Source organism: Candidatus Dadabacteria bacterium (assembly GCA_026705445.1).
In the GTDB taxonomy this organism is placed as follows: domain Bacteria; phylum Desulfobacterota_D; class UBA1144; order Nemesobacterales; family Nemesobacteraceae; genus Nemesobacter.
In genome coordinates, this window is the sequence record JAPPAR010000002.1 from 41,851 (window position 1) to 56,099 (window position 14,249).

The following is a 14,249-nucleotide window of genomic DNA, read 5'->3' on the forward strand; positions in this document are numbered from 1 at the left end:
CCCATCGGACCGTGCTAAAATCAAGAGTTCCGGCTATATATCTGAAAGTTTCCCGAGAATCTCTTCAAGCTTTTTCTTGTGGTTTTGAAATTCATCCAGTTTCCCCTTTTCCTTTTCCACAACGTCTTCGGGAGCACGTTTGATGAAATCCCTGTTCGCAAGTTTACCCTCGGTTTTTTTAAGTTCCTGCGTAACTTTTGCCAAATCCTTACTCAGTCTGGAAATTTCCTTCTCAAGATCAAGCAGATTCTCAACCGGCATAATTATCTCCACCCCCGAAACAACTTCCGAGACTGTTTTACCCTGAATATCCTCTCCGCAAACAACGCAATCTGCAAGAGAAGCCATACCCAGGATAATCTCAAGGTTTTCCCTTAAAACATCTCCTACCTCGCTGCTTTCGGAATTAAGGTGGATTGATACCTTCTCCGAGGGATGAATTCCCACGATGGCACGCAGGTTTCTTATTCCAGTTACAACACTTTTTACAAGCTCAATCTGCCCGGACTCTTCTTTAAATATCTCGCTTTCCTTCGGCTTTGGATACCGTGTTTCAAGAATGCTCTTTGAATCAAGACCTTCTCCTTTAGGAAGATTGACTCCCTTTTCCCTGAATATTCGGAATATTTCCTCCGTAATATAGGGCGTAAAAGGATGGAGCGCCCTCAGGGAGCGTACCAGGACCCGCACGAGTACGTTAAGAGTGGTTTTTTTAGATTCACTGTCGTCTCCATAAAGCGAAAACTTGGATATTTCAAGATACCAATCGCAGCAATCATCCCATATAAAGTGATAAAGCACCTGAGAAGCCTTGTCGAATTCGTAGTCTTCAATGAATTCTTCAACTTCGGCGAGGGTGAAGTTGAGCCTGCTGAGAATCCATCGGTCAGGAACACTTAGGCAAGAGTTGTTGAGATCGGAGTCGTGAATCATCTCCGGTTCAAGGTTCATAAACACAAATCTGGTAGCATTCCATATCTTGTTCATGAAGTTCCTGTATCCCTCGATAACAGGAAAGGTAAGCTTTATATCCCTTCCCTGAGCTGCAAGTGCCGCAAGCGAGAAACGAAGCGCGTCGGCACCATATTTTTCGATCACGTCAATAGGATCAATTACGTTGCCCGTCGTCTTGCTCATCTTGCGACCTTTTGCGTCCCGTATAAGGCCATGCACATAAACATCCCTGAAAGGGACATCTTTCATGAACTTAAGTCCCAGCATTATCATTCTCGCGACCCAGAAGAAAATAATGTCAAATCCGGTAACCAGGCACGATGTCGGATAGTAATGCCTGAGCGCTTCAGTCTCCGCTGGCCATCCAAGGGTGGAAAAAGGCCAGAGCCCGGAAGAAAACCACGTATCCAGCACATCCGGATCCCTAACGAGTTTGACCTCTTCACCATAATGCTTCTTCGCGGAAGCGGCAGCTTCGCGCTCATTCACGGCAACGAAAACTTCCCCGTCAGGTCCGTACCATGCGGGTATTCGGTGACCCCACCAAAGCTGCCTCGAGATACACCAAGGCTCTATATTTCTCATCCATTCAAAGTAAGTGTTTTCCCAGAACTCCGGATAAAAACGTATTTCACCTCGTTCTACGTATGAAATGGCCTCAGCGGCAAGTTCTTTTGTGTTTACGTACCACTGGTCAGTCAACCAAGGTTCTACGATCACCCCGGAGCGGTCGCCGTAGGGAACCGTGTGGGTGGTTTGCTCAACCTTTACCAGAAAACCTCCTTCCTCAAGGTCCTGGATTACGGCTTTTCTAGCCTCAAATCTTTCAAGTCCCACGTATTTTTCGGGGACATCACCTCTTACGTGTGCCCGCTCGTCAAGAATGTTTAATATATCAAGACCGTTACGTTTTCCGACTTCAAAATCGTTAAAATCATGTCCCGGAGTTATCTTTACGGCTCCCGTACCCTTCTCTGGGTCGCTGTACTCATCAGCTATTACCGGGATATTCCTTCCAACAAGAGGCAAAATAGCATTTCTGCCCACTAAATCGGCGTATCTCGGATCTTCAGGATGAACCGCGACTGCAGTATCTCCAAGCATGGTCTCAGGACGTGTTGTAGCTACAGTAACGAACAGGCCATCATCTCCCTCTATCGGATATCTTATATACCAGTAGTTCCCTTGAGTCTCTCTCTGCTCCACTTCCAGATCCGATATAGCCGTACGGAGCTTGGGGTCCCAGTTGACAAGCCTTTTGTCCTTGTAAATAAGTCCTTGAGAGTAAAGATCGACAAAAACTTCTCTCACCGCTTCTGAAAGCCCCTCATCAAGGGTGAACCGCTCCATTTCCCAGTCGGGAAGCGCTCCGAGTCTTTTTAACTGTTCTGTTATTCGGTTGCCGGAGTTCTCTTTCCATTGCCAAATTCGTTCAAGGAATTTTTCCCTGCCCAGATCGTTTTTCGTGAGTCCTTCGGAGGCAAGATTTTTTTCAACCATCATCTGGGTAGCAATACCCGCGTGATCGGTCCCTGGAACCCAGAGAACATCGAAATTATTCATTCTCTTGTACCTGACGAGAATGTCCTGAATGGTGTTGTTAAGAGCGTGGCCTATGTGCAACGATCCCGTTACGTTGGGTGGGGGGATGACAATTGAGAAAACCTCAGCCGAGTCTTTTATTTCGGATTTGTGAAGTCCCGATGAGATCCAGAAATCATAAACTCTCCGTTCAACCTCGGCAGGGTTGTAGCTTTTCTCCATGGCTACTGATCAAAAGAAAGAATAGACCGCAGGGGAAATATTAGCTTTCCAGCAATACGTCTTCGCTCTTCTCTTCGACTTCCGGTACGGGTACAGGTATTTCCGGTGCCTCGGTCTCTATGCTTATGTCCCTGTACATGGGAAGGCCGGTGCCAGCCGGAATCAACCTGCCCACGATAACGTTTTCCTTGAGTCCTCTGAGATCATCCTCCCTACCCTCGCAGGAGGCCTCGGTAAGAACCCTGGTGGTTTCCTGAAAAGATGCGGCGGAAAGCCAACTGCGAGTGCTAAGCGAAGCGCGGGTTATACCGAGAAGAAGTGGCTCGGCCGCTGCCGGGGTTCCGCCTTCTTCGACGACCTTCTCATTTTCTTCAAAGAAAACATTTTTCTCTATAGCCTCGCCGACAAGCATGGTGGTGTCACCTGGGTCTTTTATCTTCACCCTTTTTAGCATCTGCTTGACTATAACCTCGATATGCTTGTCGTTAATCTTCACACCCTGAAGTCTGTAGACTTCCTGAATTTCGTTAACCATGTAGTTGGCGAGTTCTTTTTCTCCCATGATATTCAGAATGTCATGGGGATTAACCGCACCGTCGACAAGCTGGTCACCGGAAGAGACGAATTCCCCTTCCCTGACCAAGATATGTTTTCCCCTGGGAACAGTATATTCTTTAGGCTCTCCCATCTCCGGAGTTACCACAACCCTCTTCTTCCCCTTTAGATCTTTCCCGTAAGATATAAGTCCGTCGATTTCGCTTACAACGGCCGGATCTTTGGGCACTCTGGCTTCAAAAAGCTCGGCAACCCTGGGAAGACCTCCGGTGATGTCTTTTGTCTTCGAGGTCGCTCTCGGAATCTTGGCAAGCACATCCCCCGCCTCTATGCTATCTTTGTCGCCGACTTCTATTATAGCGCCTACGGGAAGCGAGTAAGGCACCTTCTTATCTTTCGGCAAGGAATCGATTTCCAGAGATTCCAAATCCTCTGTTCTCACCTCGACATCCAGAGTGGGATGCATTTCCAGATCCTTGGTCTCAACCACCACCCTCATGAGAACACCCGTGACTTCATCGACCTGTTCCTTGTACGTAACTCCGGCTTCAAGGTCCCTGAACTTTACAGCACCCGGAACTTCTGAAATTATTGGGGTCGTGTAAGGGTCCCATTCAGCGAGTATTTTTCCTTTCTTTACTTTGTCCCCTTCCTTGACGTTAAGCCTGGCCCCGAGCACAACGGGATATTTTTCCCTTTCATATCCCTTGCTGTCCTCAATTGAAAGGACGCCGCTTCTGCTGATAACAACCAATTTGTTACCACGTCCCTTGACGGCTTTTATGTTCTTAAATCTGACTATCCCCTCGTGCTGATTCTCAAGGGTGCTCTCGGCTGCTCTCTGGCTCGCGGCACCACCTATATGAAACGTTCTCATGGTAAGCTGAGTTCCGGGTTCCCCGATTGACTGGGCCGCGACAATACCTATGGCTTCGCCCATGTTCACAAGTTTTCCAGTGGAAAGGTTCCTTCCATAGCAGAGTCTGCAGACACCGCTTCTGGTTTCACAGGTAAGAACAGAACGGATGCTCACCTCGCTTATGCCCGCTTCATCCATCTTAGCAACCGCGGTCTCATCAACTTCCTCGTTTGCGTGAACAATGACCTCTCCGGTCTGGGGATCTTCTATATCTTCAAGCACCACCCTTCCAAGCACCCTCTCCCCTACTTTTTCAATTATTTCTCCACCTTCCACCAGATCACTGACTTTAATTCCCTCTATGGTGCCGCAGTCAAGTTCGGCAATCATTACATCCTGGGCGGCATCAATCAGCCTTCGCGTCAGGTAACCGGCATTTGCTGTTTTTAGTGCCGTATCCGCAAGTCCCTTCCTCGCACCATGGGTAGAAATAAAATACTGGAGCACTGATAGCCCCTCACGGAAATTGGATGTGATAGGAGTTTCTATTATTTCTCCCGAAGGCTTCGCCATAAGCCCCCTCATACCCGCAAGCTGCCTTACCTGCGTCTGGCTCCCTCTCGCCCCAGAATCAATCATCATATATATTGGGTTCGAACTCGGTCCCGCAACTGTAGTGTTTTTGCCCGTCTGGACTTCCTCTGAAGAGATCTTTCTCATCATTGCCTGAGCGACTTCATCGCTTGTTTTTGCCCAAATATCTATTACCTTGTTGTACCTCTCTCCGTCGGTTATAAGCCCCTGGGAATACTGGCTCTGCACTTTCATAACTTCCTCTTGGGCATTTTCCAACAGATCCTTCTTTGATTCAGGAATAATCATGTCCGTGATCGAAATAGAAGCTCCGGACTTTGTCGAATACTTGAATCCTAGAGTCCTCAGGCTGTCAGCCAGCAAAACCGTGCTTTTGCCGCCGGTTTTCCTGAAACACTCATCCACAAGGGCTTCTATAGCTCTTTTAGTCATTGGCTTGTTGATAAGTTCAAAGGAAACACCTTCGGGAACAACCTCGTACATCAACACTCTTCCGACTGTCGTCAGATGACTCTTCCCGTCAATCCTCACTGTTACGCTATCATGCAAACCGATCTTCCCCAGTTCATACGCAAAAACCACCTCACGCACTGAAGAAACACGGCCCGGCTCGGAACTTTTATCTGAAGCCGTATCCCTTGTGAGGTAGTAAAGCCCCAGAACTATATCCTGAGTGGGAAGTATTATCGGCTTTCCGTGCGCGGGAGAAAGAATATTGTTCGTCGACATAACAAGCGAGCGGCATTCGGTCTGGGCCTCAATTGAGAGCGGAACATGAACCGCCATCTGGTCGCCGTCAAAATCCGCGTTGTAGGCAGGGCATACAAGAGGATGAAGCTGAATGGCTTTATCTTCAATAAGCACCGGTTCGAAAGCCTGTATGCTAAGACGATGAAGAGTCGGGGCCCTGTTAAGAAGTACCGGATGCTCTTTTATCACTTCGTCAAGAGCGTCCCACACCACCGGAGCTTCGCTGTCAAGCAGCTTCTTCGCTATCTTTATCGTTGCCGCCTCACCCCATCTTTCAAGCTTCTGGTAAATAAAGGGCCTGAAAAGTTCAAGCGCCATCTGCTTGGGGATTCCGCATTGGTGAAGACGCAGATCTGGACCTACGGTAATCACTGACCGACCTGAGTAATCAACTCTTTTCCCCAGAAGGTTTTGTCTGAATCTGCCTTGTTTACCTTTTATTATGTCACTCAGACTCTTAAGTGGTCTGTGGTTGTGACCCAAAACCGGTCTTCCCCTTCTCCCGTTCTCCAAAAGTGCGTCGACAGACTCCTGCAGCATCCTCTTTTCATTCCTGACTATTATGTCCGGAGCACCGAGTTCAAGGAGTTTTCTCAGCCTGTTGTTTCTGTTGATCACTCTTCTGTAGAGATCGTTAAGATCAGAGGCGGCAAACCGTCCTCCATCAAGAGGAACAAGGGGTCTGAGATCAGGTGGCAGAACAGGAATAGTGGTCAGGATCATCCATTCCGGACGGTTTTTGGACTTGCGAAACGCTTCACATATTCTCAGTCTTTTTGCAATACGGGCTTTTTTGATTGGAGACTTGGTCTCTTTCATACTCGTCCTGAGTTCTTGAGAAAGCTCGTTTAAATCTATGGTTTTCAGCATTTCCCGTACCGATTCGGCCCCCATACCGACGACAAATTCGGAACCGAAGCGCTCGCGCTCGGCTCTGTACTCATCTTCGGTTATTACTTGGGCAAACTTGAGGTCGGAAATTCCCGGATCCATAACTATGTAAGCCTCGAAATAAAGCACTCTCTCCAAGTCCTTCAAAGTCATGTCAAGGAGCATTCCTATTCTGCTGGGAATGCTGCGAAGAAGCCATATGTGTGCAACGGGAGAAGCGAGTTCTATATGACCCATTCTCTCCCTTCTTACTTTAGAGGAAATTACTTCCACGCCGCATTTCTCACAAGTTACTCCTCTGTGCTTAAGTCTTTTGTATTTTCCGCAGGTGCATTCGTAATCTTTCACGGGCCCGAATATTTTGGCACAGAAAAGACCGTTTCTCTCGGGTTTGAATGTCCTGTAGTTTATAGTTTCAGGTTTTTTTATTTCTCCGTTTGACCATGACCTGATTTTTTCCGGAGAAGCTATGGAAATTTTTATGGTCGAGTAATCAGAAGGGTTTTTCGGCTTTTCAAAAAGCGTGTCTATATCCATGGTATGATTCCCTCCAAATTAATATTTCGGAAGCGGTTCAATTTCCGCTTCCTCTTCAATAAGATCCACATCAAGTCCCAACGCCTGCAGTTCCTTGCGCAACACTTTGAAAGATTCAGGGAGACCTGGTTCAAAATTCATATCACCTCTTACGATCGAGTCGAATATTCTCGTCCGTCCCGCTACGTCGTCTGATTTTATGGTGACAAATTCCTGAAGGGTGTAGGCGGCCCCGTAGGCTTCAAGCGCCCAGACCTCCATTTCTCCAAGTCTCTGTCCACCGAAGTGGGCCTTCCCGCCAAGGGGCTGCTGCGTTACCAAGGAATAAGGCCCGATTGCCCTCGCATGAATTTTCTCTTCAACAAGGTGATGGAGCTTTAACATGTACATTATCCCAACGCACACTTTCTGATCAAAAGGTTCACCGGTCTGACCATCAAAAAGAATAGTCTTTCCATCTTCGTCGATGCCGGCAAGCTCCTGGATACGCGCAATTTCAGCCTCGTGGGCACCGTCAAAGACCGGGGATTTTACCGGCACTCCATCCTCAAGCTCTCTTACCAACTCTACAAGACCTTCTCTGTCCAGCGACCCTACAAGCTCCCGTGTCTGCGAAGAATCCGAGTATATTTCCAGAAGCTTCTCTCTTAGGGCTTCGTCGCTAAATTCCTGTTCGATATACTCATTAAGCTGCCTTCCCAGTTCTCTGCCGCCCCACCCCAGATGGGTCTCCAGTATCTGGCCAACGTTCATCCTTGAAGGCACGCCGAGCGGGTTAAGCACCATATCAACCGGCCTCCCGTCCGAGAGATAAGGCATATCTTCCTGCGGAAGTATTTTCGATACGACACCCTTGTTGCCATGCCGTCCCGCCATTTTGTCACCAACCTGAAGCTTTCTTTTAACCGCAATGCGGACCTTAACCACTCTCAAAACCCCGGGAGGCAACTCATCGGGCTTTTTCAATTTTTCTATGCGCTGCTCATAGGTAGCGGTCACGTAATCAATGCGTTTGAGAACTCTGCCAATTATTCCAGTCAGTTCTTCACCCGCTTCGGGAAGGTTCTTTATCCTAACATCAACAAGCTTTTCTAAGGGAATAGCATCAAGAATCTCTTCAGTAATTTCCTGTCCGCTTTTAAGAATGGTTTTCCTGTTAACCGTTATTTTGGAAAGCGAAGTTTTGCCTAGGACAATATGCTTTACTCTGTCAACCGCATCCCGCCTGAGAATACTTACCTCGTTCTCTCTCTCTTCCATCAATTTTGAGATTTCTTGGTTCTCAATGTCTTTACTTCTCTCGTCCTTATCCACGGAGCGGGACACAAGAGTTTCAACATCTATCACGGTACCGTATACCCCGGAAGAAACCTTGAGGGAGGAATCCTTGACATCCCCGGCCTTATCTCCGAAGATCGCCCTCAAGAGCCTCTCTTCCGGAGAAAGCTGAGTTTCGGTTTTTGGAGAAATTTTTCCAACCAGGATGTCTCCAGGCTCAACCTCGGCACCTATCATTATTATCCCGCTTTCATCCAGATACCTAAGTGACTCTTCGGACACATTAGGTATATCTCTGGTTATATCTTCTCTTCCGAGTTTCGTCTCCCTTGCCGTACACTCAAACTCCTCAATATGAATTGAGGTGAATGCATCGTCCTTTACAACCCTCTCGGATATCAAGATTGCGTCTTCGAAGTTGTATCCTCCCCACGGCATAAAGGCGACAACCATATTCTGTCCGAGCGCCAGTTCGCCACGGTCCGTCGAACACCCATCCGCTATTACCTGTCCTTTCTTCACCCGCTGCCCTTGGCAAACTATAGGCGTCTGATTCCAGCAGGAACTCTGGTTTGAGCGGTGGAACTTTATCAAGTTGTAGATATCCACCCCACCTTCGCGACTTCTTTCCGTGGATTTAACCACAATCCTAACCGCATCTACGGACTCCACTACGCCATCTCTGCGTGCGACGACCGTAACCCCGGAGTCCTTGGCCACCTTGCTTTCAAAACCTGTCCCCACAAGCGGCGAGACACTCTTTATGAGCGGCACGGCCTGGCGCTGCATATTAGAACCCATAAGGGCCCTGTTCGCGTCATCATGCTCAAGAAAGGGAATAAGAGAAGCCGAAACCGAAACAAGCTGCGAAGGGGACACGTCCATAAACTCAACCTCTTCCCTCTCAACCATCATAAATTCGCCATTTCCCCTGGCGGAGACAAAAGGCAGTTTGAAAGACCCGTCCTCTTCAAGGGGGGCGTTTGCCTGAGCTACAATGTAATCCTCTTCCATAAGTGCATTCATATAAATTATTTCGTCCGTAACACGCCCGTCCTTCACTTTCCTGTAAGGAGTCCGGATAAATCCGGATTCATCTATCTTCGCATAAGTGCTCAAGCTGGATATAAGTCCGATATTAGGACCTTCCGGAGTTTCTATAGGACATATTCTCCCATAATGGGAAGAGTGAACATCTCTTACCTCGAACCCCGCTCTCTCTCTGGTAAGACCGCCCGGACCAAGTGCGCTCAGCCTTCTTTTATGAGTTATTTCCGACAGAGGGTTGGTCTGATCCATGAACTGGGAAAGCTGACCCGTGGTGAAAAACTCCTTGAGAACCGATGTAACGGTTTTCGGAACCAGTACTTCATTAGGCATTAGGTTTTCTATGGTCTGGTATCCCATTTTTTCCTTCACAAACCGTGCAAGCCTCTCAAGACCGTGATAAAAACGGTCCTCTATAAGTTCCCCAACGGTCCTTACCCTTCGGTTGCCGAGATGGTCTATGTCATCGGTAGATCCCCTGCCACCTTTCAAATCAAGCAGGTATTTCACGGTCAGAAGGATATCTTCTCTGTCCAAAGTAAGATGATCATCGCTCACGCCCTTCCTCTTGAGCTTATAGTTAATCTTGATCCGACCCACTTTCGAGAGTCTGTATGCATCCTGAGTGAAGAACATATTTTCAAAGAAAGTCCGCGCGACTTCATCGGAAGGAGGGTCCGTCGGCCTGAATTTCTTGTATATCTCCGTTATGGCTTCCTCACATGAATCCACCTTATCGGAAAGAAGTGTGGTCCGAAGAGAACTCACGAACAGGGTCTTGTCTATGTAGTAGACTCTGAGGGTTTTTTTACCGACTCTGCGGAGTTCGTCGAGTTTCTCTTCCGTTATTTCCTCATTGAAATCTAGTATTACTTCCCCAGTTTCGGGGTCGGAGACCACTTCGGCCGAGGGTTTTTCCATTATCTCTTCATCTGAAACAGGTATGGAACTCATGCCAACTTCTTCGAATCTTGAAAGAAGATTTTTCAGCCTTCTTCCCTTTCTACCTATAAGGTCACCTGTTTCCGGGTGGTTTATATCCACAGTCACTTTCTGATAGGAAATTATTTCGGTGGTCTTTTCTTTCTTAAAACCCTCCGCTCCCACCTCGAAAACTTCCGCGGTTACTTCTTTTCGAAGTTCTTCTGGTTCTATATGGAAAGTCTCCACGGGATAGAAGAAATCCATTATCTGCTGCTCATCATAACCCATGGCCTTGAGAAGAACGGTGACGTGGAATTTTTTCTTTCTGTCTATGCGCACATGGAGCATGTCTTTCAGATCATATTCAAAATCAAGCCAGCGACCGTTTTGAGGAACGATTCTCGCTATAAAAGATCCTTCCTTTCCGGACAGCTGGTTCTTGCTTTTGTCCCGATCAAAAAACACTCCGGGAGATCTGTGGAGCTGGTTTACGATTACTCTTTCGGTTCCGTTTACTATAAAAGAACCGCTGGGGGTCATAAGCTGTACTTCCCCAAAGTATATCTCTTGCTCTTTAATGTCGCGGAACTGTCTCTCGGTATCTTTCTGTCCTTTTTCACCTTCAGGAATGTCCCAAATTATAAGACGGAAAGTTACATAAAGAGGAGCAGTGTAGGTATAGCCCTTAAGCCTGCATTCGGCGAAATCATACTTGGGTTCGTCCAGCCTGTAGCTGAGATATTCCAAAGAAGCCTTGCCATTATAATCCTCAAGAGGAAAAACAGCCTTGAAGGCTCCATGAAGGCCGGTGTCCGAACGCTCATCTGGAGGAACATCGGCCTGCAGAAAATCTTCGTACGATTTTATCTGTACATCAAGCAGGTGGGGGATATCCAGAACCTGGGGGATCTTCGAAAAATCTTTCCTTAATTCCTGAGACTCTATATTCTCTATGGTCAACGCGCACCCCCTCGTTTTTTAATTTAAGTGAAAATAACCGAAGAAAATTATGGTCAGTTAACTTCAACGGTTGCCCCGGCGTCTTCAAGCTTCTTCTTGATGTCTGCAGCCTCATCCTTGCTAACTCCCTCTTTTACAGGTTTTGGAACTCCTTCAACAAGCTCCTTGGATTCCTTGAGTCCAAGACCCGCGATTTCCCTTACTGCTTTTATGACCTGTATTTTCTTGTCTCCGAAAGAACTGAGAATTACACTAAACTCAGTTTTCTCTTCGGCCGCAGGAGCGGCTTCGGCACCGGCAGCAGTGGCAACAGCAACTTGTGGCGCAGCGGCCTGAACACCGAACTTTTCCTTTATTTCCTCTATCAGTTCGGAGATCTCAAGCATGCTAGCTTGTTCAAGATAAGTGACAACGTCTGTTCTACTAATATCGGGCATTTTTATTCCTCCTTGATAAAACAGTTCTACAGCTTTTTATTTAGTTTTCTTTTCTTTTAAACCTTCTAACACATTGACAATGTTTGAGCGTGCCTGCTCCAAGACTCCCACAAGGTTGCCCATCGGAGCACTAAGCAGGCCTACAAACTCGGAGATAAGCTCCTGCCTTGACGGAAGCTTTGCTATCTGCTCTATTCTGGATACATCTACTACTTCTCCTTCGAATATACCGCCCTTTATCTTGATTTCCGGGAAATCTTCGCCGTAATCAACAAAAACCTTCGCTGCCGCGGAAGACTCTCCGTCACAGATAGCAATCGCTGTGGGACCCGAAAAAAGATCTTTCATTTTTTCTATGTCCGTTCCTAGTGAAGCTTTCTCCAGAAGGGTGTTCTTTACAACCCTGAACTCCGTATTGGTCTGCCTGAGTTTTTTCCTCAGGACATCCATCTCCTTCACCTTAAGTCCTTGGTATTCAACAACAAACACCGAGGAAACGGAATGGAATCTGGATGCCAAGTCGTCAATTACTTTCTGCTTTTCGGCTTTACTGAGCATAGTCTCTCTCTTCTCGTATCTAGTTTCGCGTTACGCTTACGCCGCAATTCCCATACTTTTAAGTTCGTTCCTAATATCCGGCACACTAACTCCGATACCGGGACCCATGGTCGCCGACACCGAAACTCTCTTCAGAAAAATACCCTTAGAAGCAACAGGTTTCTCTTTGATCAGAAAACCCATAAAGGCGAGGAAGTTTTCTTTCAGGTTCTCTTTTCCGAAAGAGACTTTTCCAACAGGAGCGTGTATAACCCCGCTTTTGTCATTTCTGATTTCAACACGACCGGCCTTTGATTCCTTGACCATGTTAGCGACATCCGAAGTTACAGTACCTACCTTAGGACTCGGCATCAGTCCTCTTGGCCCCAGCACTTTTCCCAGTCTTCCAACCTTTGACATCACGTCAGGAGTGGCTATAGCCACGTCAAAATCAAGCCAGTTCTCCTTAGAAATTTTTTCCACGATATCGTCAAGACCCACATAATCGGCCCCGGCATCTTTTGCCTCGACTGCCTTATCATCCGTTGCAAACACGAGGACCGTCATTTTTTTCCCGAGACCGTGAGGCAACACGAGTGCGGAACGAATCTGCTGGTTCGCATGTCTGGGGTCTATGCCGAGATTTACGGCTATATCCACCGTTTCGTCAAATTTCGCATAGTGGGCCTGAGCCACAAGCTCCATGGCCTCATCAACCGTATACTCTTTGCGGGAATCTACTTTGGTGCTTACGTCAATATATTTTTTTCCTCTGGTGGTCATGAAGTCTCTCCAAACTCTATCCTTCTATATCAATTCCCATGCTTCTCGCGGTACCACGCACAACCATCAAAGCCGCGTCAATTTCATCAGTATTGAGATCCTCGAGCTTTCTTTGCGCTATCTCCCTTGCCTGTTCCTCCGTAATCTTGCCGGCTTTGGTCCTCGGAGTGGATCCTGAACCTTTTTCAAGGCCCGCAGCTTTTTTCAGCAGGTAAGAAGTAGGGGGAGTTTTTATCTGAAGATCAAAAGACCTGTCCGCGTAAACGGTCACCGTAACTGGAAGAAGCCCTTCGGAAGAAGACGTCTGGGCATTAAAGGCTTTGCAGAATTCCATTATGTTCACGCCTCTTTGTCCGAGCGCGGGACCTACCGGAGGCGAAGGGGATGCCTTTCCCGCTTCAATCAGCAACTTTATGTAACCGCTTATTTTCTTCATCTAGATTTTCTCCACCTGATTAAAATCGAGCTCTATGGGTGTGGTCCTGCCAAAAATGCTGACCAGTACCTGCACCCTGGCTTTTTCGGGTTTTACATCTTCTATAATTCCGGAAAAATTAGCAAAAGGACCTTCTATAACTCTTATGGATTCTCCTTTTTCAAAAGCGACGCTCGGCTTGGGCTTGAGCGTGCCCTCTTTTGCCCTTGTTTTTATCTCGTTAACTTTTTCTTCGTCAACTTCGGGGATGGAATCAATATTTATCTTTCCATCAACCGGGCGACCTCCCACGAAACTTATCACTTTCGGTATCTCCCGTACGAAATCCAGGGTTTCCTTGTTAAGTTCCATTTTAAGCATTATATATCCGGGAAAGAATTTCCTAATAGATGTTCTCTTCCTTCCGCCTTTCTGTGTTTCAACTACTGTCTCAGTAGGAATAAAAACCTCGTCAATGGCAAGGTTTTCATTGTTCATGCTCTCCATCCCGTTTTCTATCTGGGTTTTAACCCGTTCCTCAAAACCGGTATTTACATGCACTATATACCACTTGCTCGGCATTCGAAAACTGCTCCCGATTCGCTCTTTAACTCAGTATAAGACCAAACAGAAAAGAGAACACGTAATCGGCCAGCATAAAAAAGAGTGCAAAAAACGCGGTAATAATAACAACCACTAAGGTTGATTTAACCGTATCTTTACGCTCGGGCCAGGTTATTCTTTTCAGTTCTGTAGCAACACCGCTGAGATACCTGGTCGTATCAACTTTGATCCTGTCAAATTTTTCCATGACTTGGTTTTTCTGCAGGGCAGGAGGGTCTCGAACCCCCAACCTGCGGTTTTGGAGACCGCTGCTCTACCAATTGAGCTACTGCCCTGTAGAGTCTATTACTCATCACTCAATTATTTCTGTTACTACGCCTGCCCCAACTGTCCTTCCACC

9 protein-coding genes and 1 tRNA gene are annotated in these 14,249 nt (G+C 47.1%); all 10 read right to left on the reverse strand.

The window, feature by feature from the left end; all coding sequences use genetic code 11:
• Positions 1-33: 33 nt before the first annotated feature.
• On the reverse strand, positions 34-2,718 hold the full coding sequence (locus OXG75_00725) for a valine--tRNA ligase (protein MCY3624515.1): 2,685 nt from the start codon (positions 2,716-2,718) through the stop codon (positions 34-36).
• Positions 2,719-2,758: 40 nt separating this feature from the next.
• Positions 2,759-6,904, reverse strand: coding sequence for a DNA-directed RNA polymerase subunit beta' (rpoC, locus tag OXG75_00730; GenBank protein ID MCY3624516.1), 4,146 nt, complete (start codon positions 6,902-6,904; stop codon positions 2,759-2,761).
• A gap of 18 nt (positions 6,905-6,922) precedes the next feature.
• Positions 6,923-11,113 (reverse strand): DNA-directed RNA polymerase subunit beta, encoded by a 4,191-nt coding sequence (gene rpoB / locus OXG75_00735; GenBank protein ID MCY3624517.1) that lies wholly within the window; start codon positions 11,111-11,113, stop codon positions 6,923-6,925.
• A 53-nt stretch (positions 11,114-11,166) separates the two neighbouring features.
• Positions 11,167-11,550: a 50S ribosomal protein L7/L12 gene (gene rplL / locus OXG75_00740; GenBank protein MCY3624518.1), complete on the reverse strand. Its 384-nt coding sequence runs from the start codon at positions 11,548-11,550 to the stop codon at positions 11,167-11,169.
• Between the two features lie 36 nt (positions 11,551-11,586).
• The gene (gene rplJ / locus OXG75_00745) at positions 11,587-12,108 is read right to left on the reverse strand and encodes a 50S ribosomal protein L10 (protein MCY3624519.1); all 522 of its coding nucleotides are present in this window, start codon (positions 12,106-12,108) and stop codon (positions 11,587-11,589) included.
• Between the two features lie 36 nt (positions 12,109-12,144).
• On the reverse strand, positions 12,145-12,870 hold the full coding sequence (rplA, locus tag OXG75_00750; GenBank protein MCY3624520.1) for a 50S ribosomal protein L1: 726 nt from the start codon (positions 12,868-12,870) through the stop codon (positions 12,145-12,147).
• Between the two features lie 16 nt (positions 12,871-12,886).
• On the reverse strand, positions 12,887-13,306 hold the full coding sequence (gene rplK, locus OXG75_00755; GenBank protein ID MCY3624521.1) for a 50S ribosomal protein L11: 420 nt from the start codon (positions 13,304-13,306) through the stop codon (positions 12,887-12,889).
• Entirely contained in the window at positions 13,307-13,867 is a 561-nt protein-coding gene (gene nusG, locus OXG75_00760; GenBank protein MCY3624522.1) for a transcription termination/antitermination protein NusG, read from the reverse strand. It abuts the gene before it with no gap.
• 25 nt (positions 13,868-13,892) lie between these two features.
• On the reverse strand, positions 13,893-14,096 hold the full coding sequence (gene secE, locus OXG75_00765; protein MCY3624523.1) for a preprotein translocase subunit SecE: 204 nt from the start codon (positions 14,094-14,096) through the stop codon (positions 13,893-13,895).
• A gap of 15 nt (positions 14,097-14,111) precedes the next feature.
• Positions 14,112-14,184, reverse strand: a tRNA-Trp gene (locus OXG75_00770).
• Positions 14,185-14,249: the final 65 nt, after the last annotated feature.

Excerpts from the sequence above, each read along its gene's own strand:
- OXG75_00725 (MCY3624515.1), bottom strand. The coding sequence starts at position 2,718 with ATGGAGAAAAGCTACAACCCTGCCGAGGTTGAACGGAGAGTTTATGAT.
- rpoC (MCY3624516.1), bottom strand. The coding sequence starts at position 6,904 with ATGGATATAGACACGCTTTTTGAAAAGCCGAAAAACCCTTCTGATTAC.
- rplL (MCY3624518.1), bottom strand. The coding sequence starts at position 11,550 with ATGCCCGATATTAGTAGAACAGACGTTGTCACTTATCTTGAACAAGCT.
- rplJ (MCY3624519.1), bottom strand. The coding sequence starts at position 12,108 with ATGCTCAGTAAAGCCGAAAAGCAGAAAGTAATTGACGACTTGGCATCC.
- rplA (MCY3624520.1), bottom strand. The coding sequence starts at position 12,870 with ATGACCACCAGAGGAAAAAAATATATTGACGTAAGCACCAAAGTAGAT.
- rplK (MCY3624521.1), bottom strand. The coding sequence starts at position 13,306 with ATGAAGAAAATAAGCGGTTACATAAAGTTGCTGATTGAAGCGGGAAAG.
- nusG (MCY3624522.1), bottom strand. The coding sequence starts at position 13,867 with ATGCCGAGCAAGTGGTATATAGTGCATGTAAATACCGGTTTTGAGGAA.
- secE (MCY3624523.1), bottom strand. The coding sequence starts at position 14,096 with ATGGAAAAATTTGACAGGATCAAAGTTGATACGACCAGGTATCTCAGC.